The sequence below is a fragment of the Streptomyces sp. NPDC001668 genome (assembly GCF_042893155.1).
Lineage (GTDB): Bacteria > Actinomycetota > Actinomycetes > Streptomycetales > Streptomycetaceae > Streptomyces.
In genome coordinates, this window is the sequence record NZ_JBIAUQ010000002.1 from 626,448 (window position 1) to 652,172 (window position 25,725).

The window sequence follows — 25,725 nt, forward strand, 5'->3', positions numbered from 1 at the left end:
CGGTCCCGGCGTGAGTCGTCAGAACTCGACCGGGTCCCGCACGATCGGGCAGGTCATGCAGTGTCCGCCGCCCCGGCCGCGCCCCAGTTCGGCGCCGACGATGGTGACGACCTCGACGCCGGCCTTGCGCAGCAGCGTGTTGGTCTGGGTGTTGCGGTCGTAGGTGAAGACCACTCCGGGCTCCAGGGCGACGGCGTTGTTGCCGCTGTCCCACTGCTGGCGTTCGGAGGCGTACACGTCCCCGCCCGTCTCGACCACCCGCAGCTCCGGCAGGCCGAGGGCCTTGGCGACGACGTCGACGAAGGCGGCGGATCCCTCGTCGACGACCTCGATGCCGGGCACCTTGTCGGAGGGCCGCAGGGAGAAGGTGTGGACGGCCTCCATGATGGCCGGGTACAGGGTCACCAGGTCGCGGTCGGCGAAGGTGAAGACGGTGTCCAGGTGCATGGCGGAGCGCAGCTTGGGCATCCCGGCCACGATCACGTGCTCGGCGGCGCCGTTCGCGAACAGGGCGGCGGCCACCTGGGTGATCGCCTGCCGCGAGGTGCGCTCGCTCATGCCCATCAGCACGACACCGTTGCCCACCGGCATGATGTCGCCGCCCTCGAACGTCGCCTGCCCCCAGTCGAGTTCGGGATCGCCCCACCAGACGGTGGCGCCCGCGAAGTCGGGGTGGAAGGTGTAGACGGCCTTCATCAGCAGCGTCTCGTCGTGCCGCGCGGGCCAGTACAGCGGGTTGAGGGTCAGGCCGCCGTAGAGCCAGCACGTGGTGTCGCGGGTGTAGAGGGTGTTGGGCAGCGGGGGCATCAGGTACTCGCGCATGCCGGTCGACTCGCGGGCCAGCGTGATGGGGGCGGTGCGGTACTCCTCGGGCAGGTCGGTCGTCGCCAGGCCGCCGATCAGGCAGCGGGCGAGCCGGTCGGGTTCGAGGGTCTCCAGGTAGGCGCGGGTGGAGTCGATGAGTCCGATGCCGACCTCGTTGGCCACGATCTTGCGGTCGAGCAGCCAGTCCCTGGCCCCGGGGACCGCCATCGTCTGCGCCAGCAGTTCGTGCAACTCGACGACGTCCACGTCCCGTTCCCGCAGTTTGTTGACGAAGTCGGCGTGGTCGCGCTGGGCGTTCTCCACCCACATCACGTCGTCGAAGAGCAGGTCGTCGGAGTTGGTGGGGGTGAGCCTGCGGTGCGCGAGCCCGGGCGCGCAGACCAGCACCTTGCGCAGCCTTCCGACCTCGGAGTGGACGCCGTACGAGCTACTGGTCACGAGGTGCACCTTTCCGAGCATGTGCGAGGGTCAGAGGCTGATCCAGCCCAGCACAAGGGCGACGATCCCGAGGACCGCCCCGGTGATCGAGCCGGCGAGGACGACGAGTTCGCGCGGGGAGAACAGCTGTCTGCCTTGCTCCCTGCGGGCCATCACGAACAGCGCGGTGGCGGGGGCGTAGACGATGAAGGAGACGAGGACGAACTTCAGGCCGGCGGCGTAGATGAGGAACGCGGTGTAGAGCGTGGCGAGGATGGCGATCACCAGCTCGGCCCGCACCCCGACGCGCACGGCGAAGGCGGCCGCCAGCAGGAACGGGATCAGGGTGAGCGCGCTGGTGAGATCCAGGGCGAAGTTGAAGGCGTCGTCCGAGAACAGGGTGACGACGAGGAAGAGCTGGCTGAGCAGGGTGCTCATGACCAGCGCGGGCACGGGGACGTCGGCCGCCGTCGACCGCTTCAGGAACCGGGGCATGTCGTCGTCCTTGGCCGCCACGAACAGCACCTCGGCGGCCATCAGCGTCCACGCGAGATAGGCGCCGAGGACGGAGACGACCAGGCCGACGCTGACGAAGACCTTGCCCCAGGTGCCGACCGCGTGCTCCAGGACGCCTGCCATGGAGGGCTGGCGCAGTTCGGCGATCTCACTCATCGGCATGAGGCCGTACGACACGATGGTCACCGAGGCGAAGATCGCGAAGACGCTGAGGAAACCGAGGACGGTGGCCCGGCCGACGTCCTCGCGGCGGCGCGCGTGCCGGGAGTAGACGCTGGCGCCCTCGACTCCCAGGAAGACGAAGACCGTTGCCAGCATGGTGCCCTTGACCTGCTGGAACAGTGAGCCCGCGTAGTCGGCTCCGGCGAAGTTGTCGGCGAAGACGGACGGTTCGAGGTAGAAGAGGGCGAGGAGCACGAAGACGAGGATCGGCACGATCTTGGCGATGGTGACGATCCGGTTGATCGCCGCCGCCTCCTTCACACCCCGGCTGATGAGCGCGAAGAACAGCCACAGGCCCGCCGAGGAGAGTACGACCGCGAGCACGGTGTCGCCCTCGCCGAGCGCGGGCCAGAGGGTGCCGACCGTCGACATGATCAGCACCCAGTACGTCACGTTGCCCACGCAGGCGCTCGCCCAGTAGCCGAACGCCGAGAAGAAACCCAGGTATTCACCGAAGCCGGCCTTGGCGTACGCGTACACCCCGGCGTCCAGGTCGGGGCGGCGGACGGCGAGGTTCTGGAAGACGAAGGCCAGCATCAGCATGCCGGTACCGGCGACCGCCCAGGCGATGAGCGCCCCGGCGACGCCCGTCTCCTGTGCGAACCGTCGGGGCAGCGAGAAGACACCCGCGCCGACCATGGAACCGACGACCATCGTGGTCAGCGTCGGCAGGCTCAGTTTCGCGGTGACGGGGGGCGCCTGGGTCTCGGTGTCGTTCTTCGCCATGGGATCATCACGTTAATAACGAAACACCCTGAATGTCCGATCATGTTGCCCCAAATGCCTGATCGGCCGATCGGTTCTATGGTGCTGTTATGGAGCACGCACTCAGCCCTGCGACCCTCTCCGAACTGCGCCGCCCGCGCGCCTATCCGGCGGTGTCCGTCCTGACACCGACCCACCGCCGTGAACCCGAGAACACCCAGGACCCGGTGCGGCTGCGCAATGTGGTCGCCGCGGCCAAGAAGCAGCTGGAGACCGATCCGGCGGTCCCCCGGGAGCGGCGCGTCGACGTCTCCCGGCAACTCGACCAGGCCCTCGCCGAGATCGATCTGGCGCACACCGAGGACGGACTGGTGATCTTCGCCGCACCGGGCGAGCACCAGGTGTGGTCCCTGGCCCGCGCGGTCCCGGAGCGCGTGGTGCTCTCGGACACCTTCCTGACCCGCAACCTCGTCTCCGCGCAGGCCTCGGAGCGCCCGTTCTGGGTGCTGTCGGTCTCCGCCGACCGCGCCACGCTGTGGAACGGCGGAGTCGACCGGGTCACCGAGCACCACGCCGGCGGCTTCCCGCTCACACGGACCCGCGAGAACTTCGACGCCGAACGCCTGGAGCGGATCGGCGACATGCCGAGCACCTACCGGGACGAGGACACGCGGCACTTCCTGCGGGACGCCGACACGGCGATGACCAAACTCCTGCGCGAGGACCCGCGCCCGCTGTACATCACCGGCGAGACCGCGGCGCTCTCGGCGCTGGATGACGTCGGAAGCGTCACCAAGGACGCGGTGCACGTCCCGCACGGCGGGCTCGCGCACGGCACCCCGGACGCGGTGTGGCAGGCGGTGCGGCCCCTGGTCGCCGCCGAGGCCCGCAAGAGCACCGAAGCGGTGACCCGCGAGCTCGAATCGGCACGCGGCCGGCGGGCGTTCGCCGCCGGTGTCGACGAGATCTGGCAGAGCGCACGGGAGGGCCGGGTGCGCCTGCTCGCCGTCGAGGAGAACTACCGGGTGACGGTCCGCGACGAGGGCGGCGACCATCTGATCCCGGCCGAGAGCGGCGACCTCGACGCCCGCGAGGACATCGTGGACGAGATCGTCGAGCAGTGCCTGGAAACCGGCGCCGACGTGCGCTTCGTGCCGGACGGCACACTGGGCGGCGCCGACGGGATCGCGGGCGTGCTGCGGTACTGAGCACTCAGACGTTGCCGAAGAGGGCGCCGAGCCCCCGCTCGACGGCCTCCCCGAGGTCCTCGTCCCCGGCGCCCACCATCGTGTAGGTCCGCAGCAGGAAGGCGCGCAGGGCGGGCGTGTCGAACTGGAGGAGGGCGAGGCCGTACGGCGAGTGGAACTCCACGACCGTGGTGTCCCGGCCGCACGGCCAGATGTGCACGTCCCCGCCGCCGGCCGGTCCACGCAGGCCCTCCTCCAGCAGGGCACGGGCGAAGGTCCAGGTCACCCCCCGCCCGTCCAGGGAGACCTCGGCCGGGAAGTCCACGCACACGGCCAGCGGGTCGGCGGAGCCGTAGCGCAGGGTGGCGGGGACGGGCAGTTGCTGGTGCTCCGCGGTGATCAGTCGGGCGGGGGTGGGCTGCTCGAAGGTCGTGTCCATGTTCTTAGGAGCCCGCAGGTGGCGTTTGCATTACGCCTGAACGAAGGTGAGTTTATGTGACCTGCGTCACACACGTGCGCCCGGGCGCGTTCAGCCTGTGCCACACTCCTTAGAACACAAGGCCGTCGAACACAAAAATGAACCCTGGGTCGACCACCCCGACGACCCCTCAAGTCACGTATGGCACCTACGACTTGGGGCACCGAACGGCGTAGACGACACGTCCGGTTCGAGCGCTCCGCGAAGACTGTGGCATATGCCAGAAGCACCACCGAATCGTGTGTTGCCGAATCCCTTACAGCGCGTCGCGGCCTGTGCAACAGTCGTAACGGTCCCTCCGTCCCGCCTTGGTCGAACCGTCCCCGCATCGGAGTGCGTCATGCCGTCCCACCTCTCCGCGGACCACCCCGCCGCCCAGCCGCCAGGACGCGGCTCGGTCGACGCGCTCATCTCACAGGCGCGACGGCTCAAGGGCGACGTGGACGCCGTACGACGGGACGCGCCCAGCGACGACGCGGACCCCCAGGAGCGCTGGCAGCGCGCCCTTTACGACCTCGCGCTGCACCAACTCAGTGATCTGGACGCCCACTTGGCGCAGCTTCGGGACGGGCCGCCGCCGGTGCCCTCGGCACCCGGGGCCGAGTCCACCGCGCGAACCGCGCCGCCCGCTCCCCGGCGCGGCTCGTTGCTCAGCCGGGTCGGCAGCGCGGAGTGGAACCTGCTGACGGACGAGGCCAGTTGGTCCGGAGAGCTGTACGAGATCCTGGGCCGCGACCGCACCGCTCCCCCGCTCACCCTCGACGAGCTCCCCTCCCTGGTGCTCGACGAGGACCGGCCGAAGCTGACAGTCATGGTCACGGACTGTCTGGTCGACGCCAAGCGCATAGACGGCGAGTTCCGGGTCGTGCGCCCGGACGGCGCGGTGCGCACCGTGCACATGATGGGCGAGCCCGTGCTCGCCGCCGACGGCAGCACCGCCTCGATGTGGGCCGTGCTGCGGGACGTCAGCGAACTGCGCCGCAGTGAACGGGCGGTGAGCGAGACCCGTGACTCGTTACAACTCCACCGGCAGCGCGCGCAGAGCGAACACCGGCTCGCGGTCGAGCTTCAGGAGGCCGTGCTGCCGCCGTGGCGTGGCTCCCTGCGGCTCCCGCACCGGGGCGCCGGGACCCTGGACCTGGCCGCCCACTATCTGCCGTCGTCGTCGAGCGCCCTGATCGGCGGCGACTGGTACGACGCACTCGAACTGGCCGACGGCGAGACCCTCCTCAGCGTCGGCGACCTCACCGGCCACGGAGTCTCCGTGGCCTCCGGCATGGCGACCCTCCTCGGTGCCGTCCGCGGCATGGCGATGGCGGGCACCCAGCCGGGCCGGCTCATGGGCCTGCTCAACCAGTTGCTCGACGCCACCGTGCAGCCGGCCCTCGGCAGCGCGGTCTGCTGCCGCTACCGCCCCGCCACCCGCACCCTGGTCTGGGCACAGGCCGGGCACCCCGCCCCGCTGCTGTTCCGGGGCGGGACGGGGCGCAGGCTGCACTCCCCCGACGGCGTGCTCCTCGGCGCGACCTCCGGAGCCGTCTACGCGCAGGCGGAGGAGACCCTCGAACCGGGCGACCTGCTCCTGCTGCACACGGACGGACTGGTGCCCGGACGGGACACCACGGCTGCCGTGAACCGTCTCCTGGACCTCGCCCCCCGGTTCGGAGGGGCGCGCACCGCCCAGGACTGTGTGCGGATGGTCATGGAGGAGTTCGGCGAGACCGAGCGCGAGGACGACGCCTGTGTGCTCATCGCCAAGGTGACTTCATAACAAGCGTGACGTCATCACCAGCTCACGCCCGTGCGCTGTTGCCACCCCTTCCCTTCGGCTTCGGCAACGCCTGCCGGATCTCCTCCCGCAGCTCGTTGATCTTCGGGTAGCCGGCGTACTCGGCGGTGAGCCGGTACATCTGACGCAGCCGGTCCCAGGTGCGGTGGGAGGAGTTGGAGCCCATCGACACCAGCGCCAACCGCGCGTAACGGTCCGCCTGTTCGGGGTCGTCCGCGATGAAGCAGGCCGAGGCCATGGACAGGAAGTCGAAGATCTTCGACCGCTGCCGTCCGTCGACGCGCAGGGCGAGGGCCTTCTCCGCGTAGTGCTGGGCGTGCGCGGCCGCACCCGGCTCGTGCTCCGCCAGCGTGCGGTAGGCCAGGGCCTGCATGCCGTACAGGTCCTCCTCCTTGAAGGTCTGCATCCAGCTCGGCGGCGGTACGTCGCTCTTGTCGGAGACGAAGAGGTCCTCCGCCTGTCCGAGGGTGCGGCGCATCGCCTGGCCCTTGCCCATGGAGGCCTGCGCCCAGGCCTCGATGGTGTAGAGCATCGCCCTGGTGCGGGGCAGTACCTGCTCCCCCGAGCCGGACTGGGCGAGCTTCATCAGGTCCAGCGCGTCGTCGGGCCGGCCCAGGTGCACCATCTGGCGGGCCGCCCGGGAGAGCGCCTCGCCGGCGCGGGGCCGGTCACCGCCCTCTCGGGCGGCATGGGCGGCGATCAGGAAGTACTTCTGGGCCGTGGGTTCGAGGCCGACGTCGTGGGACATCCAGCCCGCGAGGACGGCCAGGTTGGCGGCGACGCCCCACAGGCGCCGCTGGAGATGGTCGGGGTGCCGGTAGGCGAGCATGCCGCCCACCTCGTTGAGCTGGCCCACGACCGCCTTGCGCTGCAGCCCGCCGCCGCGGGCCGCGTCCCAGGCCCGGAACACCTCGACCGAGCGCTCCAGCTCCTCGATCTCCTGCGACCCGATGGGGGCGGCCTCGTAACGGTCGAACTCAGCGGGGTCGGCGTGCAGGGGGTCGTCGAACTGGGGGGCGTCGGCGGTCAGGGCCGGATCGGTGTGCAGCCAGTCGTGCATGGCGCTGCTTAGTGCGGAGCCTGCGGTGAGCGCGACACCCGCACCCACCAGGCCGCGTCGGTTGAGCATGAGGTCCATTCCCGTGAATTCGGTGAGGACCGCGGCGGTTCGGTCGGGCGCCCACGGCATGCCGTCGGGATGTTCCGCGCTCCCGTCGCCCTGCCGTTTCCCCGTACGCCCGTGCCGGACCAGACCGAGATCCTCAATGGTCACGACACGGCCGAGACGCTCGGTGAACAGAGCCGCCAGCACCCGCGGCACCGGATCGCGCGGGATCTCTCCCATGTCGATCCACCGCCGCACCCGGGAGGTGTCGGTCGAGAGCTGGGGGTGGCCCATGGCCGCCGCCTGCCGGTTGACCAGCCTCGCGAGTTCACCCTTGGACCAGCCGGCCAGGCCGAACAGGTCCGAGAGTCGGGTGTTGGGTTGTCCGCTCACGTCAAGCCCCCAGGTTCTCGGCTGAGTTGACAGTAGCCCCGGGTCAGTTGCTCCGGGACTATTCGCCAGGGTTCGCCAGGGTTCGCCAGATGGTGTGCCACGCGGCATATGCGGTGAGGTAGGAAAGCGCCACCCCGACCCGGACCGCACAGGGACATTCCCCAGGGTGCACCCGGTGATCCGGGTCGGGCGGCGCACTGCTTTCCCAGGCACAGCAGGCACACGAAGGGATCTGTCTCGCCCATGTACGCAGCATCGTCCTCCGTGTCCGCCCCGCCCCGGTCGCCGCATCTCCGCCCGGCGGGCGGTGGCCCCTACCTCGACCCCGCGCGGCCGACGGCCCCCGTACCGGGTACCGGCAGGGCACGGCGCGTTCCGGGGCTCGGCACCCAACCGCTCAGCGGGAGACTCGACTTGTCCGGCCCCCAGGGCGCCCAGCTGCGCACGGCGATCGCGTCGGTGCACCGGATCTGCCCGGAGTTCGCCCCGGTGCAGGTACTGCGCCGCAGCGGACGCTCCGTGCTCCTGGTCGGTACGACGGGACGCAGCACGGCCGTCGCCAAGTGTTTACTCGACCACTCCCCGGTATGGGCCGAGCGGATCCGGCACGAAATAGCCGCTTACCGTTCCTTCGTCCGGCACCGGCCTCCGGTGCGCGTCCCCCGGCTGATCGCGGCGGACCCGGACAACTGCACGCTGGTCATCGAGCGGATGCCCGGCCGGGTGGCGGCACTGCACCGGCATCCCGCGGAGGCCCCGCCCCGCGCGGACATCAGAGCGGCGCTCGGCGCGGTCTGCCGGCTCAACGCCTGGCGTCCGCCGGCGGGCACCTTCGACGCCCCGCTGGACTACGCGGCCCGCATCTCCCGCTACCACGAGCTGGGGCTGCTGACCGACCGGGACATGGGCGACCTCCAGAAGCTGCTGCACGGCATCGCGCACTCGGCGGGCCGGCAGGGCATGGGCCAGTTCTGCCACGGCGACGCACTGCTCTCGAACATCCTGCTCTCACCGGCCGGTCCAGTGCTGGTGGACTGGGAGCACGCGGGCTGGTATCTGCCGGGGTACGACCTGGCGACCCTGTGGTCGGTCCTCGGCGACGCCCCCGTGGCCCGCCGTCAGATCAGCCAGATCGCCCAGTCGGCGGGGCCCGCCTCACGGGACGCGTTCCTGGTGAACCTGATGCTCGTCCTGACCCGTGAGATCCGTACCTACGAGACGGCTGTGCAGCGTTCGATGCACGACGCGACCCCGGCGGCACCGGGCGCGGCCCACCCCGGTGCTGCGCCGTCCGGCGAGGAACAGCGGCTGCTGCTGAGGCGGCTGCACGACGACTGCCAGCTGGCCCGCCGGGCCGTACGCGCGGCGGTCGGCACTCGCTGACGGGGACGGAGGTCCGCGGCGCGCCCCGAAGAACAGGGGCGCGCCGCGGACCTTCGCATGTACCACTTCTCGCCAGGGGCCATTGGTGTACGCCACTGACGCCCCGCAGGCCCGCAGGGCCGCCGCCACGAAACTCCCGTTGGCGCGGATTGACAGGGGAAAACCCCTGCCCCTGGGCATGATTGACGGATCGTCGACAAGCCGGTAGCACTGACGCACGTCCGGCCCCGCTCGGCTCATCGCACTCGATCGCCCCAGGAGGCTGCATTGCGAGGATCCGCCACCGACCCCAACAGAGCCACCCGGAGGATGCTCGGCACGCTGGCCGGCAGCGCGCTGCTGCTGCCCCTGCTCGGCGCGGCCCCGTCGCAGGCCGGGGACTCCGCGGCCGGCCTCCAGCGGGCCTTCGCCGCGGCGGCCGCCGAGTACCACGTGCCGCAGAGCGTCCTGCTGGGTGTCTCGTATCTCCAGTCCCGCTGGGACACACACGCCGGGGCGCCGAGCGTGACCGGGGGCTATGGCCCGATGCACCTCACCGACGCCCGCACCGCGCTCGCCTCGGCGCCGCACCACAGCGAGGGCACCGAGGACGCGCGCGGTGACAGCGCCCGCCCCGCCCTCGTGCCCGACACGAAGGCCCCGGCGCCCGCCGGCCTCCCCGCCCGTCTCGAAACCCTGCCGAAGGCCGCCGAGCTGACCGGCCTGAGCGCGCGGGACCTGCGCACCGACCCGGCGGCGAACGTCGCCGGTGGCGCCGCGTTGCTGGCCGCCGCCCAGCGGGACCTGGGTGAGCCGCTGAGCCAGGACCCGGCCGACTGGTACGGCGCGGTGGCCCGCTTCTCCGGCGCCGACGACAGCGCGACCGCGGCGGCGTACGCCAACGACGTCTTCGACGTGCTGCGCACCGGCGAGGCGCGCACCACCGACGCCGGTCAGCAGGTCGTCCTGGCCGGCCGGCCGGAGCTCGCCCCGGACACCGCGCAGCTCGCCCGGACGGGCCTCAGGAAGCTCAGCGCCGGCAACACCGAGTGCCCGAAGACCGTGTCCTGCGAGTGGATCCCGGCGCCGTACGAGGAGTTCGGGGACAACGACTACGGCAACCACGACCTGGGCGACCGTCCGGCCTCGCAGAGCATCAAGTACATCGTCATCCATGACACGGAGGGCACCTGGGAGGGGGTCCTCAACCTGGTGCAGGACCCGACCTATGTGTCGTGGAACTACACCCTGCGCTCGACCGACGGTCACATCGCCCAGCATGTGAAGGCGAAGGACGTGGCCTGGCACGCGGGGAACTGGTACGTCAACGCCAAGTCGATCGGCCTGGAGCACGAGGGCTTCCTGGCGAATCCGGACGCCTGGTACACGGAGGCGATGTACCGGTCCTCCGCGCGGCTGGTGAAGTACCTCTCCGCGAAGTACGGCATCCCGCTGGACCGGCAGCACATCCTCGGCCACGACAACGTGCCGGGCCCGACGACCTCGACCGTCGCGGGCATGCACACCGACCCCGGCCCGTACTGGGACTGGCGGCACTACTTCGAGCTGCTGGGCCACCCGTTCAGGGCCACCGCCCCCAAGCAGGGCGGTCTGGTGACGATCCGGCCCGACTACGCCACCAACCGGCCGACGTACACGGGCTGCGTCACCAAGGGCGAGCCCTGCGCGTCCCACGGTTCGAGCGAGGTACGGCTCTACTCGGCCCCCGACGAGAGCTCCGCTCTCATCACGGACATCGGTCTGGGCGGCAGGGCTCCGACGACCGACGTCAACGACCTGTCGTCGCGGGTCTCCACCGGCCAGCAGTACGCGGTCGCCGGCCGCGACGGCGACTGGACGGCGATCTGGTACCTGGGCCAGAAGGCCTGGTTCAAGAACCCCGCGAGCGACCCGACCGCGGTGAGCGCGGCCGGTCTCGTCGTCACCCCCAAGGAGGGCCTCGACAGCGTCCCGGTCTACGGGCGCGCCTACCCGGAGGCCTCCGCCTATCCGACGGGGGTTCCCGTCCAGGCGGTGTCGCCGCTGCCGTACAAGGTGCTCAAGGGCCAGACGTACGTGGTCGGTGACAAGGTGCCCGGCGAGTACTACTACGCGGTCACCTTCACGACGGACTCGCACAAGGTCGTGGCCGGCAAGGACCCGTACTACGAGATCCAGTACGGCCACCGGGTGGCGTTCGTGCGGGCGGCGGACGTCGAGGTGAAGCCGTCGGTACAGCGCCGGTAGGGGACGTGCCGGAGGTGGCGGCTCCACTCGTCGCAGTGGAGCCGCCGGCCGGCTGTCAGCCCTGCTGGAAGAGCTCCGCCGGCAGCGGCTTGAGGAGGGCGTACAGATCGTCCGTGATGGGGCGGTCCCAGGCGGCGATGGTCACCAGGACGTTGTCGCTGCGGTCGAACTGGACGCAGGAGATCCGGCTCTCGGAGAGCTTGAGGCGGCGCACGATCAGGAGGTTGTCGCCCTGCATCACCGGCATGTCCTCGGTGTCGGTGACGGTCACCTCCTCGTCGTTCTCCAGCGCGATCAGCAGCTGCGCCACCTCGAAGGGGACCTCGCCCTCGGCGACCTCGCGGGCCGGGGAGCCCTCGGGGAGGTTGCCGATGATCATCGCGGGGCCGCGGCCGCCGAAGAGGTCGTAGCGCAGGAAGACGCCCTGGCAGGTGCCGTCGGGGGCGGGCAGCAGACCCGCGCCGAGGTTGCCGGGCCAGTCACCCGGGTCCATGGCCAGTACGTCGAAGTCTGGACCGGCGGGGGTTGCGCTGCGGCGGCGGAGGAACGACATGCGCCCATGGTAATGGGCGGTGAGGGGGTCGTGCGGGCACGGACGGGTGGGGCCCGGTCGCGTATTTCCCCGCACCCCTAGGTGGGATGACTCAGCGTCCGCAGGCCCGTACGGTCCGTTCCCAGCTTGCGGCAGACGGCGGACAGCAGACGAACCGCCGTCGGCTCCTCGACGCCCATCTCCTTCGCGATCTCCGCCTCCGTACGGCCTTCCGCCGCCAGGTCCGCGGCCCTGCGCTCGCGTGCCGTGAGGGTGTCCGTCTCCGTGCTGTGCAGGCGGCGGGGGCGCAGGCCGGCCGCCGTGAGCTCGTCACGGGCGGTCTCCACCAGGGCGTCGGCACCGCACTGGACCGCTGTGTCGAGGCCCCGGTAGAGGAGTTCGGCGGCTTCCCGGGCGCGGCCCGTGCGGCGCAGTTCCGTGCCCAGGGCGACCAGCGCACAGGCCAGCTCATAAGCGGCCGGGGAGCGTTCCAGGTGGTTCACGGACTCCTCCAGGAGCTTCACCCGGGCCGAGCCGGACGCGACCTCGGCGGCCAGCCGCAGGGCCTGGCCCACCGCGGACGGGGCGCCGAACTGGCGGGCCCGCGCGACAGCTTCGAGGGCGGTGGCGGCCGCGAGGTCGGGGGCGTCGTGGCTCTGGGCGCGGGCCAGGTGGAGCTGCCAGGGGCACCATGCGGGGTTGCGGACGCCGCGCGGTTCCAGGCGGCGCCCGGCGTCGGCCAGTTCGGCGGCCGCGTCCTTGGTGAGGCCGCGCGCCAGCAGCAGCTCGCCGCGTACGGTCTGGGCGTCGGGGAAGACCACCGCGGAGGGGTAGGGGGCGCAGAAGGAGTAGTCCTCGGCGATCTGCGCGGCCTCGTTGACCCGGCCGCGGGCCAGCAGGACCTCGATGAGGATGCCCACGGCGTACCAGTGGGCCGGGGTGCCGGGACCGACGCGCTCGGCGAGGCGCAGCCCGGCGCGGACGAAGTCCTCGGCCTCGGTCAGGCGGCCGCGGCGGAACCGGACGTAGGCGAGCAGGGTGTAGGCGAAGGAGAGATGGGCGCCCCGCCAGCCCTGCCGTTCGAAGTCGGCGATCCCGGCGGCGAAGAGCTCCTCGGTGCGGCCGGGGCGGTCGGCGTAGGTGAAGGCGAGGGCGACCAGGACGGGCACCTCGAAGCCGCGGTCGGGCTCGGCCCAGCCGAGTCCGCCGGCCAGGGCGCGCTCGGCGTGCTGGAGGGCGATGTGGGCGGGTTCGCCGCGCAGGACGGCGTCCCAGGTGCGCAGGCCGATGATGTACCGCTCGGTGAGGTCGCGGCCGGTGAGCCGGTCGGCGAGGCGCGTCATGCGGCGGGAGCGGGAGGGGTGGTCGGGTTCGTCGGCGCGGAAGGCGTCCCACATGAACTGTTCGGCGACCATGCGCAGTCTGACGCGGGCGTCACCGGTGACCTCGATCTCGCGGGCCAGGGTGTCGGAGGCCTCGGCGAGGCGGTCGCTGTGGGCGAGGACCTGGGAGAGCCGGTAGACGATGCGGTGGCGCAGGCCGGGTTCGGCGATGGGCTCGTCGAGGGCGGCGCGCAGGTGGTTGACGGTGGTGGCCGGTTCGGTGAGCAGGGAGGCGCTGCCCAGTTCGTACAGGACGGCGGCCCGGTCCTCGAAGGGCGGTGGTTCGCGCAGGGCGCGGGCGAGATAGCTGCGGGCCGCGTCGGGGGCGCCGGAGCGCAGGGTCTCGGCGGCGGCGGCGCGCAGTTGCTGGACCACCCAGGGGTCGCCGTCGGGGTGGGTCTCCAGGAGGTGGCGGGCCGCGGCGGCGGATCCCCGTCCGTCGTCGACGACGCACCAGGCGGCCTGCCCGTGCAGCGCGACGCGGAATCCGGCCGGGATGGCCCGGTAGACGGCGGTGGCGATGAGCGGGTGGACGAACTCGAGGGATTCGACGCCGGTGAGGATGCGGGCGCCGCGCAGGGCGTCGGCCGCGTCGGCGGCCTCCTCGTGGCCGAGGCCCGCGACGGCGGCGGCGAGGTGGGGGTGGATCTCGGTGCCGAGGACCGCGCAGGCCCAGGCGAAGCGGACGGTCGAGGCGCCGAGGCGTTCGAGGCGGGCGACCAGTCCGCTGCCCTTGACGGCGGCCGCGAGGTCGCGGAGCAGATGGGCGGCGTCCTCGGTCGGGGTGACCCCGCGGTCGTGCACCTTGGCGGTCAGTTCGACCGTCTCGAAGGGGTTGCCCGCGGTGACGGCCCAGCATTCGCGGCAGAACGCGTCGTCGGCGTGCGGGCCGAGCGTCTCCCGTACGAGGCGGGCGACGGCGACGGCGCTGAGGGGTTCCAGGTCGAGCGGGCGCCCGCCGGCGCGGCCGGGCAGGGCCCTGAACGGCTCGGCGTGGTCGGGGAGTTCGTCGGGCCGGTAGGCGACGACGACCAGCAGCGGGAGTTGTTCGGCGCGGGGTGCGAACGCGGCCAGCCAGCCCAGCGATTCGGGGTCGGCCCAGTGGGCGTCGTCGAGCACCAGCACCATCGGGGCGCGCAGGACGGCGAGGTGGGTGAGCACCCAGTCCAGTCCGTCGCGCAGGCCCTGCGGGTCGGGCGGCGCTCCGTCGGTCGGGGCGCACAGGCCGAGGGCGGGGCCGACGATGTCGTACCAACTGCCCAGCTGGGCACGGAGGTCGGCTTCGCCCGCTCCGGCGAACTGCGGTTGCAGCAGTTGGCGGGCGACGTGGAAGGCGACCCGCTGTTCCTGGTCTCCGCCGCGGGCGGCCAGCAGGGTGCAGCCCCGCTCGGTGGCCCGCCGACGCACCTCGGTGAGCAGGGTCGTCTTGCCGATACCGGGCCGGCCGGCGACGGCGAGCAGGGCGCCGCGGGGACGTGCGTGCGGTTCGGTGCCGTCCGTGCGCAGCCCGGTGAGTTCTCCCAACGCCTCGTCGACGGCGGCGAGTTCGCTCTCCCGCTCCAGGAGAGTCCTTCTGCTGCGCACACTGCGCTGCACCATGGCGCACCCCCCGTCACGGCGGCACACCCGCGCGGGGAGCGAGCGCGCACCGTGACCTACAGGCACCTCAGCGTACGCCTCCGGGGAGCCGCGCGGGTCCGTGTCGGCGCAGTCAGGCTCTGGCCGGCTGTCGGTTCACGTCCCCTCGTGCTCACCCTCAGGTGAGGTCGAACTCTCCTTCCCGCGCCCCTGACACGAACGCGCCCCACTCCGCGGGGGTGAAGATCAAGGAAGGGCTCTCCGGGCGGCCGCTGTTGCGCATCGCGATGAACCCCTCGACGAAGGCGATCTGTACATCCCCCAGACCGCGGCTGCTCGAGTGCCAATCGGCGTTGCTCAGGTCCAGCTCCGGCTTCTCCCAGCCCATGAGCGGCTGCTGCTGGATGGTGGTCTCGGCCACGTCCGTGCTCCTCCCGATTGCGTCGTCCGCGGCCAGCCTAGCGATCGACTCCGACCGCCGACAGGCCACGTGAGGGGGACCTTTCAGGAGTCGGTTCACGCATCAGGGGGCTCAGACCCCACGAGCCACATGGAGAAGAACTGGGATCCGCCGCCGTAGGCGTGTCCGAGCACCTTGCGGGCGCCCTCCACCTGGTGTTCCCCGGCCTGTCCGCGCGCCTGGAGGGCGGCCTCGGCGAAGCGGATCATGCCGGAGGCGCCGATCGGATTGGTGGACAGCACCCCGCCCGACATGTTGACGGGCAGGTCACCGTCCAGTTCGGTGACCCCGGCCTCGGTGAGCTTCCAGCCCTCGCCCTCGTCGGCGAAGCCGAGGTTCTCCAGCCACATGGGCTCGTACCAGGAGAACGGCACGTACATCTCGACGGCGTCGATGTCCCGGCGCGGGTCGGCGATACCGGCCTGCCGGTACACGTCGGCCGCGCAGTCCTTGCCGGCCTGCGGAGACACGGCGTCCTTGCCGGCGAAGAGGGTCGGCTCGCTGCGCATGGCGCCCCCGAGCATCCAGGCGGGCGGCCGGGGCGCCCGCGCGGCCCCCGCCCGGTCGGTGAGCACCATCGCGCAGGCTCCGTCGGAGGACGGGCAGGTCTCCGAGTAGCGGATCGGGTCCCAGAGCATGGGTGAGGCCTGGACCTTCTCCAGGGTGATGTCGTGCTCGTGCAGATGGGCGTACGGGTTCTTGAGCGCGTTGCGGCGGTCCTTGTACGCCACCAGGGAGCCGACCGTGTCGGGCGCGCCGGTGCGCCGCATGTACGCGCGCACGTGCGGTGCGAAGAAGCCGCCGGCCCCGGCCAGCAGGGGCTGCTGGAAGGGGATGGGCAGGGACAGGCCCCACATGGCGTTGGACTCGGACTGCTTCTCGAAGGCGAGCGTGAGGACGGTGCCGTGCACGCGGGCCGCGACCAGGTTGGCGGCGACCAGGGCGGTGGAGCCGCCCACGCTGCCGGCCGTGTGCACCCGCAGCATCGGCTTGCCCACCGCGCCGAGCGCGTCGGCCAGGTACAGCTCCGGCATCATGACGCCCTCGAAGAAGTCGGGCGCCTTGCCGATCACCACGGCGTCGATGTCGGCCCAGGTCAGCTCGGCGTCCTCCAGGGCCCGCACGGCGGCCTCCCGGACGAGCCCGGCGATCGACACGTCCCGTCGGGCCGCGACGTGCTTGGTCTGGCCGATGCCTACGACGGCCACGGGCTCCTTGCTCATCGGGGATCCCCTTCGAGTACGGCGACCAGGTTCTGCTGGAGACAGGGCCCGGAGGTGGCATGGGCGAGGGCCCGGTCGGACTCGCCCCGGTGGATACGGGCCGCCGCCTCGCCGATGCGGGCGAGCCCCGCGGCCATCATCGGGTTGGCGGCGAGGGCACCGCCCGACGGGTTGACCCGGGTGGAGTCGTCGAGCCGCAGCGCCTTGCGCAGGACGACCTCCTGCGAGGTGAACGGCGCGTGCAACTCGGCGGTGTCGACGGGCCGTTCGAAGGCCCCGGCCCGCTCGGCGGCCAGGCGGGTGGAGGGCGAGTCGGTCAGGTCGCGGACGCCGAGCGAGTGGGCCTCGATGCGGTGGTCGATGCCGCGGATCCAGGCGGGGCGCTCGCACAGTTCCCGGGCCCGCTCCCCCGCCGCGAGGATCACGGCGGCGGCCCCGTCGCCGATGGGCGGGCAGTCCCCGGTGCGGAGCGGTCGGACGAGGTAGTCCCCTTGCGGTACGGGCCCCTTGAGCTGGGCGTGCGGGTTGTCGGTGTCCCGGCTGCGGGCGCCGATCGCCGCCAGCTCGCGCTCGTCCGTGTGGCCCGCGTCGATGAGTGCCTGGGCCTGGAGGGCGGCGAGGGCGACGGAGTCGGGCCACAGCGGGGCCACGTAGTACGGGTCCAGCTGCCGGGTGAGCACGTCCCGGAGGGAGCCGGGCGAGGACTTGCCGTAGGAGTACACCAGGGCGGTGTCGGCGTCCCCGGACAGCAGCTTGGTCCACGCCTCGTACAGCGCCCACGCGCCGTCCGTCTCGACGTGCGACTCGGAGATGGGCGGCCAGGCGCCCACGCCGTCGAGGGCCAGGGTGAAGGAGAAGGCGCGCCCGGCGAGGTAGTCGCAGGAACCGGAGCAGGTGAAGCCGATGTCGGCGGTCTTCAGGCCGGTCTGCGCGAGGACGTCGTGCAGGACCGGCATGAGCATCTCCACCTCGGAGAGTTCCTCGGTGGAGCGCCGGGTGTCGGACTGGGCGAAGGCGACGACCGCGATGTCACGGGTCACAGCAGCTCCTTGTAGGTGTCGTACTCCGCGTCGGGTTCGCCGGTCGGGCGGTAGTGGTCCGGATACCGGCCGCCCTCGGTCCACACCGGTTCGACCCTGAGTCCCATGCGCACCTGGTCGTACGGGATCCCGCCGATCCGGCCGTGCAGCGCGAGGTCGGCGCCGTCCAGGGCGATGTGGGCGTAGACGTACGGGACCTCGATGTCGAGGTTCTTCGCCTTGATGTTGACGATGCAGAAGGTGGTCACCGTGCCGGCCGGACCCACTTCCACCTGTTCCAATGTGGCCACGCCACATGTGGGGCAGGCACCCCTCGGCGGGACGTACACCTTGCGGCAGGACGGGCAGCGCTCGCCGACGGCCCGCTGTTCGGCGAGGGCGTTGATGTAGGCGGTCTGGGCGCGGCCGGGTGAGTAGGTGTAGTCGAGACGGGCGTGGGCGACGATGCCGTGGACCGGGTCCTCGAACTCGCCCGCGTGGACGGTGACTTCCGAATCGTCTCCGTCGTACGGCTCGAAACAGGCGATGTCGGTGATGGCGCCGATGCGCTCCTCGGCCCAGCGGATCCGGACACGCATGCCGGTGCGGACGGCGTCGGGACCGGGGGCGTCGAGGGCGTGCAGCAGGGCGGTGTCGGCGTTGTCGAGCTTCACCAGGACCCAGGCGAAGGGCGTGTCCAGCGGCTGGCCCCGGCGGGGTTCGTGGTTCCAGGCCCAGGTGGTCACGGTGCCGGTGACGCCGACGTGGACGAGGTCCCGGATCTCCTCGGCGGTGACCGGGTCGTACTCGACGGGCGGGACCAGGGTGCGGCCGTCACGGGTCTTGACCCCGAGGATCACGCGTTCACGAAGACCGGTCAGGAAGGCGCTCTGGACGGGGCTGAGGGAACGGGTGAAGGGAAATTCGACGACGAGCGGCGCCTTGAGTACTTCAGCCATCGGCGCGTTGCCTCCTTCAGAGGTCGGTGCGGGGAGGGCGCCCCTTCAGGGGCGCGGGGAACTGCGCGACCAGCACGGCGGACCCGCGGCTCTGAACCGCCCAAGCCGGCGCAGCCCTACGCACGCCTGTAAGCGGGCGGCCGCTTCTCGGCGAAAGCACGGGCCCCTTCCTTCGCGTCGGCGGTGTCGAAGATCGGCCAGCCGCGCCCGAGTTCGGCGGCGAGTCCGTCGGTCTCGGTCATCTCGGCGGTCTCGTAGACCGATGCCTTCACCGCTTCCACCGCCAACGGACCGCAATCGTTGATCAGTTCGGCGATCTCGAGAGCCTTGGCGAGTGCCGTGCCGTCGGGGACGACGTGACCGATCAGGCCGATGTCGGCGGCCTCCCGCGCGGTGTACGGGCGCCCCGTGAGCAGCATCTCCAGCGCGTGGGTGCGCGGGATCTGGCGTTGCAGCCGGACGGTGGAGCCGCCGATCGGGAACAGGCCGCGTCTGACCTCGAAGAGGCCGAAGGTCGCGGACTCGCCGGCCACCCGGATGTCGGTGCCCTGGAGCATCTCGGTGCCGCCCGCCACGCAGTAGCCCTCGACGGCGGCGATCACCGGTTTGCGCGGGCGGTGGTGGCGGAGCATGGCCTTCCAGTGCAGGTCCGGGTCGGCTTTCAGCCGGTCCCGGTACTGCTCGCCGCCGGTGTCCTTGCCCGCGAGGGCCTTGAGGTCCATGCCGGCGCAGAACGAGCCGCCCGCGCCGGTGAGGACGACCGAGCGGATCGAGTCGTCCGCGTCCGCCTCCACCCAGCCGTCGTACAGGCCGACCAGCATCGGCAACGAGAGCGCGTTCTTCGCCTCCGGCCTGTTGAGCGTGAGCACCAGTGTGGCGCCCTCGCGCTGGATGTCGAGATGTTCCGTGCCACCCATCGCCCGTCTCCCCTCTGCCAGAACGAGAACAGGTTGCAGGAGGTGCCGATGCACTTCAAGAGTTTTCTGACAGACAGTCAGATTTATTCGCGCGAACCCTTCACAGTCACGCCGCCCTTTGCTCTGATGACCGGCGAACCGTCCAACAGCCAGGCCGTGTCGGGTCAGGAGGAGCCGGTGGAGTACAACCTTGCCGACCTGTTCGAGTCGGTCGTGGACGTGGTGCCGGACCGTGAGGCGCTCGCGTACATCGACATTCCCGGTACGGGCGCGGAGCGCCGGCTCACGTACGCGGAGCTGGACGTCGCGGCCAACCGCATCGGCCACCATCTGCTGGACAGCGGAGTACGGGCCGGCGAGCACGTCGGACTGCACCTCTACAACGGGGTGGAGTACCTGCAGACGCTGCTGGGCTGCCTGAAGGCGCGGATCGTCCCGGTCAACGTCAACTACCGTTATGTGGAAGAGGAGTTGGTCTACCTCTACCGGGACGCTGATCTGGTGGGGCTGGTCTTCGACGCCGAGTTCACGGACCGGGTGGCGGCCGCGCTGCCGCAGACGGAACAGCTGCGGCAGCTGGTGCGGGTCGGTGCGGCGCAGCCCGGCGGGCTGCCCGCGGTGGACTTCGCGGACGCCGAGGCCTCCGCCTCGCCCGAGCGGGGATTCCCGGCGCGCTCGGGCGACGACCAGTTCATCATCTACACCGGTGGCACCACCGGCATGCCCAAGGGCGTGATGTGGCGCCAGGAGGATCTGTTCTTCTCGGGCTTGGGCGGCGGCGCACCGACCGGGGAGCCGGTCAAGCGGCCGGAGGAGCTCGCCGAGCGGGTGGCGGCGGGCGGGGCGGGGATCACCTTCTTCCCCACTCCCCCGCTGATGCACGGCACCTCGACGCTGACCTCCCTCATCGGCTTCAACTTCGGCCAACGGGTCGTCCTGCACCGCAAGTTCGTGCCCGAGGAGGTGCTGCGGACCGTCGAGCGGGAGAAGGTCAACGCCATGTCGCTGGTGGGCGACGCGATGCTGCGGCCGCTCATCGACGCGCTGGAGGGCCCGATGAAGGACACCGACATGTCGTCGGTGTTCAGCGTGTCCTCGTCGGGCGCGATCATGTCGGACACGGTGAGCCGGCAGTTCCGGGCACTCGTCCCGAACGCCATGCTGCTCAACAACTTCGGCTCCTCCGAGTCCGGCTTCAACGGAACGGCGACCGAGGACTCCGGCCCCGAGCGCGGCTTCCGCGTCCGGGTCAACGCCCGGACCCAGGTGGTCGACCCGGCCACATACGAACCGGTGGCCGTGGGCGAGGTGGGCCGGGTCGCACAGTGCGGTCATGTGCCGCTCGGCTACTACAACGACCCGGGGAAAACCGCCGAGACCTTCTTCGAGAAGGACGGCGAGCGGTGGGTGCTGCTCGGGGACATGGCCACCATCGACGAGGAGGGGGTCGTCACCGTTCTCGGCCGGGGCTCGCAGTGCATCAACACGGGCGGCGAGAAGGTGTACCCGGAGGAGGTCGAGCAGGCCCTCAAGGCGCATCCGGACGTGTACGACGTACTCGTGGCCGGAGTGCCGGACGTGAAGTGGGGGCACCATGTGGCGGCCGTCGTGCAGTTGCGCGAAGGGGCGGGGCGGATGTCCCTGGACGAGCTCCAGACGCACTGCCGGTCAAGGCTCGCGGGGTACAAGGTGCCGCGGCAGCTGGTGATCGCGGAGTCCATCCACCGGTCGCCGAGCGGCAAGGCGGACTACCGGTGGGCGCAGAGGGTGGCGGCGGTCGCGGCCGACGGATGAGGGTCCGATACCGGCCCCCGTGCGATTGAACCGAACGTGACGTGCGAACGTACTGGTGGTGGCAGGCTCGGCCCACGGGCCCTGTTCGTCATGCCGTAGCGGCAGGACCGCACGTCACAGCAAGACCGCACGGAAGGACCACCGGGTGTCACTCTTCACTCGCTCTCGTCAACTGCCGGACACCACTGGGGGCGGGGCGGATGCGGACAGTGGGGGTGCCACGGGGGAAGAAGTGACGGAGGAGGCCGCAGAGGCCACAGAGGCGGCTGAGGCGGCTGCACAGAACGAGGTGGCGCGCCCCGGCTGGTTCGGCTGGCGCCACCGCTACCCCCGTACGGCCCGCGGTGTCTCCGTGGGGACGACCGTGCTGGCCGGTCTTCTGGTGCTGCTCGTGCTGCTCTTCCCCAACCGGCTCGACCACATGAACGTCCGGTCGTTCTTCCGGCTCCCCGTCGAGGCGATCGTCATCGCGGCCGTCCTCCTCGTGCTGCCGCCGAAGGCACGCCGGATCGGCGCCGTCTTCTTCGGCCTCTTCCTCGGGCTGTTCACCGTCCTGAAGTTCATGGACATGGGCTTCTACCAGACCCTGGCCCGGCCGTTCGACCTGGTCTTCGACTGGATCATGCTGGGCAACGCGACGGACTGGCTCCGGGAGTCGTTCGGCCGCACCGGCGAGATTCTCGCGGTGACCGGGGTGATCGTCCTGTTCATCGGCCTGCTCGCGCTGTGCACCTGGGCGATGGTCCGGCTGACGGACGTGATGTCCCGGCACCGCCACACAGCCGTCGGCACCACCCTCGTCCTGGGCACCGTGTGGGTCACCTGCTTCACGGTGGGCGTGCAGTTCGGCGGTGTCTCGTTCGCCACCAAGGGCAACACCGAGTTCCTCGCCAACCGGGTGCAGCACGTGCGCAACGGACTGGGCGACGCCAAGGTCTTCGAGAAGGAGTCCGCCGTCGACGCCTTCGCCGCCACTCCTCCCGACCGGCTCCTGACCGGTCTGCGCGGCAAGGACGTCCTGTTCACCTTCATCGAGAGCTACGGCCGGGTGGCGATCGACGACCCGGCGATGGCACCGGAGATGGACGCGACGCTCAGGAAGGGCGACGCGACGCTCAAAGCGGCCGGGTTCGCGTCCCGCAGCGGCTGGCTGAGGTCCCCCGTGACGGGTGCCGGCAGCTGGATGGCCCACTCGACGTTCCTGTCAGGTCTGTGGGTCAAGAACCAGCAGCGGTACCTGAACCTCACCAGCAGTGACCGCGCGACCCTCACCAGCTACTTCCAGAAGACCGGCGCCTGGCGCACGGTCGGCATCGTGCCGGGTGTGCGCAAGTCGTGGCCCGAGGGCAAGTACTTCGGCCTCGACCACATCTACGACTCCACGCACCTCGGGTACAAGGGGCCCTACTTCAGCTGGACGCCGGTGCCGGACCAGTTCAGCCTGGAGGCCTTCCAGAAGCTGGAGCACGGCAAGAAGGACCGCGACCCGATCATGGCGGAGATCATCCTGGCCTCCAGCCACAACCCCTGGTCACCGATCGCCCACACGATCGACTGGAACGACCTCGGGGACGGTTCGGTCTTCGAGCAGATCAAGAAGGAGGGCACGAACCCGACGGAGGTCTGGAAGAGCCAGGAGCGGGTGCGCACCGAGTACCGCAAGGCCATCCAGTACTCCGTGGACAGCCTGACCCAGTGGATGCAGCGCTATGGCGACGAGAAGACGGTCCTCGTCTTCCTCGGCGACCACCAGCCCGTGCCCACGGTCACCAAGGGCTCCGCCAGCCGGGACGTGCCGGTCACGATCGTCGCCAAGGACCCGAAGGTGCTGGACCGGGTCGACAGCTGGAACTGGACGGACGGTCTCAAGCCCGCCGACAACGCGCCCGAGTGGGGTATGGACAAGTTCCGCGACCGCTTCATGACGGCGTTCGCCAAGTGACGTCCGGCGGCGCTTCCAGGAAGGGCACGACGACGTCGAGGAACGCCTCCGGCCTGGCCTCGTGCACCAGGTGACCGCCACCGACGGTCACCAGCCGCGAGTCGGGTATCGCTGAGGCCAGCGCGGCCACCTGCTCCTGTGGGATCAGGCTGGTGGGGCCGCCCCCGATGAGCAGCGTCGGCATGGTGATCCGCCCCATGTGCTCCCACCACACGGGTTGGGGGGCGTTGCGTTGTTCGTCGGTGGCCAGCAGCATGGCCCAGTCGAAGGGCGGGTCGGTGTCCGGTGCGGGGGCGGGTGGCCGAGGCGGGTCGAGGGGAAACGGCGCGGGTACGTCCTCCAGGACCAGCCGTCGTACGACACCGGGCGCGCCCTGCGCGAGGAGGTAGGCCACGGCTCCACCGAGCGAATGGCCCACGACGTCGGCCCGGTCGACGCCGAGGACGGCCAGGAAGCCGAGCATGTCGTCGCGCATCTCTTCGTACGCGTACGCTCCGGGCCAGTCACTCCGCCCGTGACCTCGCAGATCCGGCGCGTACACGCGCCGCGGGGACGCCCCCGAGGCAAGCCGCTCGGCGATCCCGGCCCAGTCCGCGCCGTCCGCCCCACGGCAGTGCAGCAACAGCACGGGCGGCGCGTCCTCGGGCCCCCACGACCGGTACGCGAGAGTGATGCCGTTCGCCTTGACAGTGTCCATACCAGTGAACGTATCCGGTGGGGCGAAGGTCCACGGCCGGCTCTGCCGAGGGCAGAGCGCCGGCTTCGCTCACAGGGTGACGGGACGGTACGCCAGAGCCGCGTCGACGATCTGCTCGGCGGAGGCGTCCGCGAGGTGCGCGGGAGGGTTGTGGATCAGGTCCGACGCTCCCGGATACGCCACGTTCGTCTCGAAGAGCAGCAGGTAGTGGTCCTGGTCGGGCCCGTTCGCGAGGCTCCGGCGGACGATTTCGGCGAGTTCGTCCGGGGTGATGTCCGGCACGCGTGGGTGCCTGGGCCGTGCCGCCTCCAGGGCGAACTCCTCCGCGCTCCGCGACGCGGCGTACCCGAGGAAGTCGTACGCCCCGTACGCCTGCCCTGTGGCCTCGTTGAAGGCGGTGATCGCCGTTTCCGCCCTCGCTCGCTCGCCGCCCTCCAAAAGCTCCTCGATCCGCTCGATCTCACGGCGCAGCTCCCGCAGCCGTGACTCCGGTACCACGGGGGGAAGCAGTTCTGGTCGCAGGTCCACGGACTCATTGTGCGGCGGGCCCCGCCCCCGATGGTCCCGCGCGCCTCTTGCCTCGCGGGCGATCGCCTGGATTACTGATCCCAGCACATGGACCGAATGATCGGTCGCCCGTAATGATGGGGTTGGCGAAAGGGGCGTTCCGATGACGGATGCGGCGGAGCTGCTGGACTCGGGGGAACGGCTGGATGCCGGGGCGCTCAGGGCGTTGCAGCTGGAGCGGATGCGGGCGTCGTTGCGGCACGCGTACGAGCATGTGCCGTTCTACCGGGAGTCCTTCGACAAGGCCGGTGTCCGGCCGGACGACTGCCGGTCCCTGGGCGATCTGGCCGGGTTCCCGTTCACCACGAAGGCCGACCTGCGCGAGAACTATCCGTACGGGATGTTCGCCGTGCCCCGGGACCATGTGCGCCGCATCCATGCCTCCAGCGGCACCACCGGGCGCCCCACAGTCGTCGGATACACCGACAACGACCTGGACCTGTGGGCGGACATGGTGGCGCGTTCCCTCCGGGCGGCCGGCGCCCGGCCCGGGGACGTGGTGCATGTGGCGTACGGCTATGGACTGTTCACCGGTGGCCTCGGCGCACACTACGGCGCCGAACGCCTCGGCTGTACGGTCGTCCCCGCGTCCGGCGGCATGACGGCCCGCCAGGTCCAGCTGATCCAGGACCTGGAACCCCGGATCATCATGGTGACCCCGTCGTACATGCTCACCCTTCTCGACGAGTTCGAGCGGCAGGGCGTCGACCCGCGGAGCACCTCCCTGCGCGTGGGCGTCTTCGGTGCCGAGCCCTGGACGGAGGAGATGCGCCGGGAGATCGAGGAGCGGTTCGCGATCGACGCCGTGGACATATACGGGCTGTCCGAGGTGATCGGCCCGGGCGTCGCGCAGGAGTGCGTGGAGTCCAAGGACGGGCTCCATGTGTGGGAGGACCACTTCTTCCCGGAGATCGTCGACCCGATCACCGGGGAGGTCCTGCCGGACGGGGCGGAGGGTGAGCTGGTGTTCACCTCGCTCACCAAGGAGGCCATGCCCGTCATCCGTTACCGCACCCGGGATCTGACCCGGCTGCTGCCGGGCACGGCCCGGGTGTTCCGGCGGATGGAGAAGGTCACCGGCCGCAGCGACGACATGGTGATCCTGCGCGGGGTGAACCTCTTCCCCACCCAGATCGAGGAGATCGTCCTGCGCACCCCGGGCGTCGCGCCCCACTTCCAGCTCCGCCTCACCCGCGAGGGCCGCCTGGACGCCCTCACCGTGCGCGCGGAGGCCCGGCCCGGCGCCACGCCCGAGGCCCGCGACGCCGCCGCGCGGGCCATCGCGGCGGCTGTCAAGGACGGCATCGGGGTGTCGGTCGGTGTCGAGATCGTCGAACCGGAGTCACTGGAGCGGTCCGTCGGAAAGATCCGCCGGATCGTCGACCAGCGCCCCCGCTAGCCGTCGAGCC

General features: G+C 71.0%; 20 protein-coding genes. 7 read left to right on the forward strand and 13 right to left on the reverse strand.

Translation table 11 applies throughout. From position 1 onward, the window contains the following. Positions 1 to 18: 18 nt before the first annotated feature. On the reverse strand, positions 19 to 1,263 hold the full coding sequence (locus tag ACFYZ8_RS08330) for an arginine deiminase (RefSeq protein ID WP_389049763.1): 1,245 nt from the start codon (positions 1,261 to 1,263) through the stop codon (positions 19 to 21). 30 nt (positions 1,264 to 1,293) lie between these two features. Further along, positions 1,294 to 2,706: a basic amino acid/polyamine antiporter gene (locus ACFYZ8_RS08335; RefSeq protein ID WP_388531339.1), complete on the reverse strand. Its 1,413-nt coding sequence runs from the start codon at positions 2,704 to 2,706 to the stop codon at positions 1,294 to 1,296. An 89-nt stretch (positions 2,707 to 2,795) separates the two neighbouring features. Between ACFYZ8_RS08335 and ACFYZ8_RS08340 the strand changes: the two genes are divergently transcribed. Next, the gene (locus ACFYZ8_RS08340) at positions 2,796 to 3,893 is read left to right on the forward strand and encodes a chemotaxis protein (protein WP_359037079.1); all 1,098 of its coding nucleotides are present in this window, start codon (positions 2,796 to 2,798) and stop codon (positions 3,891 to 3,893) included. A 4-nt stretch (positions 3,894 to 3,897) separates the two neighbouring features. On the opposite strand, the gene ACFYZ8_RS08345 is transcribed toward ACFYZ8_RS08340, so the two are convergent. Then, entirely contained in the window at positions 3,898 to 4,311 is a 414-nt protein-coding gene (locus ACFYZ8_RS08345; protein WP_388531337.1) for an SsgA family sporulation/cell division regulator, read from the reverse strand. 379 nt (positions 4,312 to 4,690) lie between these two features. Between ACFYZ8_RS08345 and ACFYZ8_RS08350 the strand changes: the two genes are divergently transcribed. After that, a complete protein-coding gene (locus ACFYZ8_RS08350; protein ID WP_359037075.1) occupies positions 4,691 to 6,121 on the forward strand; it encodes a SpoIIE family protein phosphatase in 1,431 nt (476 codons plus the stop codon). 22 nt (positions 6,122 to 6,143) lie between these two features. Here ACFYZ8_RS08350 and ACFYZ8_RS08355 read toward each other — a convergent pair whose 3' ends face one another. Further along, a complete protein-coding gene (locus ACFYZ8_RS08355; RefSeq protein WP_359037073.1) occupies positions 6,144 to 7,637 on the reverse strand; it encodes a hypothetical protein in 1,494 nt (497 codons plus the stop codon). 243 nt (positions 7,638 to 7,880) lie between these two features. On the opposite strand from ACFYZ8_RS08355, the gene ACFYZ8_RS08360 reads away from it, so the two are divergent. Continuing rightward, entirely contained in the window at positions 7,881 to 9,020 is a 1,140-nt protein-coding gene (locus ACFYZ8_RS08360; RefSeq protein ID WP_359037071.1) for an aminoglycoside phosphotransferase family protein, read from the forward strand. Between the two features lie 267 nt (positions 9,021 to 9,287). Beyond that, positions 9,288 to 11,246 carry an N-acetylmuramoyl-L-alanine amidase gene (locus tag ACFYZ8_RS08365; protein WP_388531334.1) on the forward strand — a complete coding sequence of 653 codons (1,959 nt, stop codon included), beginning with the start codon at positions 9,288 to 9,290 and terminating at the stop codon, positions 11,244 to 11,246. A 55-nt stretch (positions 11,247 to 11,301) separates the two neighbouring features. Here ACFYZ8_RS08365 and ACFYZ8_RS08370 read toward each other — a convergent pair whose 3' ends face one another. The 7 genes from ACFYZ8_RS08370 to ACFYZ8_RS08400 form a co-directional block, all read right to left on the reverse strand. Further along, the gene (locus ACFYZ8_RS08370; RefSeq protein WP_359037067.1) at positions 11,302 to 11,799 is read right to left on the reverse strand and encodes a hypothetical protein; all 498 of its coding nucleotides are present in this window, start codon (positions 11,797 to 11,799) and stop codon (positions 11,302 to 11,304) included. A 77-nt stretch (positions 11,800 to 11,876) separates the two neighbouring features. Continuing rightward, a complete protein-coding gene (locus tag ACFYZ8_RS08375; RefSeq protein WP_388531332.1) occupies positions 11,877 to 14,759 on the reverse strand; it encodes an ATP-binding protein in 2,883 nt (960 codons plus the stop codon). A gap of 157 nt (positions 14,760 to 14,916) precedes the next feature. Further along, positions 14,917 to 15,159 (reverse strand): DUF397 domain-containing protein, encoded by a 243-nt coding sequence (locus ACFYZ8_RS08380; protein ID WP_007379863.1) that lies wholly within the window; start codon positions 15,157 to 15,159, stop codon positions 14,917 to 14,919. Between the two features lie 95 nt (positions 15,160 to 15,254). Beyond that, positions 15,255 to 16,421, reverse strand: a complete 1,167-nt coding sequence (locus ACFYZ8_RS08385; protein ID WP_388531330.1) for a thiolase domain-containing protein — start codon at positions 16,419 to 16,421, stop codon at positions 15,255 to 15,257. Then, positions 16,418 to 17,461, reverse strand: coding sequence for a thiolase domain-containing protein (locus ACFYZ8_RS08390; protein ID WP_388531329.1), 1,044 nt, complete (start codon positions 17,459 to 17,461; stop codon positions 16,418 to 16,420). The genes ACFYZ8_RS08385 and ACFYZ8_RS08390 overlap by 4 nt, the downstream gene beginning before the upstream one ends. Continuing rightward, the gene (locus ACFYZ8_RS08395; protein ID WP_388531328.1) at positions 17,458 to 18,399 is read right to left on the reverse strand and encodes a Zn-ribbon domain-containing OB-fold protein; all 942 of its coding nucleotides are present in this window, start codon (positions 18,397 to 18,399) and stop codon (positions 17,458 to 17,460) included. The genes ACFYZ8_RS08390 and ACFYZ8_RS08395 overlap by 4 nt, the downstream gene beginning before the upstream one ends. 116 nt (positions 18,400 to 18,515) lie before the next feature. After that, positions 18,516 to 19,316: a crotonase/enoyl-CoA hydratase family protein gene (locus tag ACFYZ8_RS08400; RefSeq protein WP_359037056.1), complete on the reverse strand. Its 801-nt coding sequence runs from the start codon at positions 19,314 to 19,316 to the stop codon at positions 18,516 to 18,518. 177 nt (positions 19,317 to 19,493) lie between these two features. On the opposite strand from ACFYZ8_RS08400, the gene ACFYZ8_RS08405 reads away from it, so the two are divergent. Together ACFYZ8_RS08405 and ACFYZ8_RS08410 are read left to right on the forward strand one after the other, a co-directional pair. Continuing rightward, positions 19,494 to 21,110: an acyl-CoA synthetase gene (locus tag ACFYZ8_RS08405; protein WP_388532104.1), complete on the forward strand. Its 1,617-nt coding sequence runs from the start codon at positions 19,494 to 19,496 to the stop codon at positions 21,108 to 21,110. Between the two features lie 145 nt (positions 21,111 to 21,255). Beyond that, positions 21,256 to 23,052: a sulfatase gene (locus tag ACFYZ8_RS08410; protein WP_388531327.1), complete on the forward strand. Its 1,797-nt coding sequence runs from the start codon at positions 21,256 to 21,258 to the stop codon at positions 23,050 to 23,052. Here ACFYZ8_RS08410 and ACFYZ8_RS08415 read toward each other — a convergent pair. Both ACFYZ8_RS08415 and ACFYZ8_RS08420 read right to left on the reverse strand, forming a co-directional pair. Beyond that, entirely contained in the window at positions 23,030 to 23,749 is a 720-nt protein-coding gene (locus ACFYZ8_RS08415) for an alpha/beta hydrolase (protein ID WP_359037052.1), read from the reverse strand. The two genes, ACFYZ8_RS08410 and ACFYZ8_RS08415, sit on opposite strands and share 23 nt — an antisense overlap. Before the next feature lie 69 nt (positions 23,750 to 23,818). Next, positions 23,819 to 24,277 (reverse strand): hypothetical protein, encoded by a 459-nt coding sequence (locus ACFYZ8_RS08420; protein ID WP_388531325.1) that lies wholly within the window; start codon positions 24,275 to 24,277, stop codon positions 23,819 to 23,821. Positions 24,278 to 24,419: 142 nt separating this feature from the next. Here ACFYZ8_RS08420 and paaK point away from each other — a divergent pair, with 142 nt between their 5' ends. Next, a complete protein-coding gene (gene paaK / locus ACFYZ8_RS08425) occupies positions 24,420 to 25,715 on the forward strand; it encodes a phenylacetate--CoA ligase PaaK (RefSeq protein WP_388531323.1) in 1,296 nt (431 codons plus the stop codon). Positions 25,716 to 25,725: the final 10 nt, after the last annotated feature.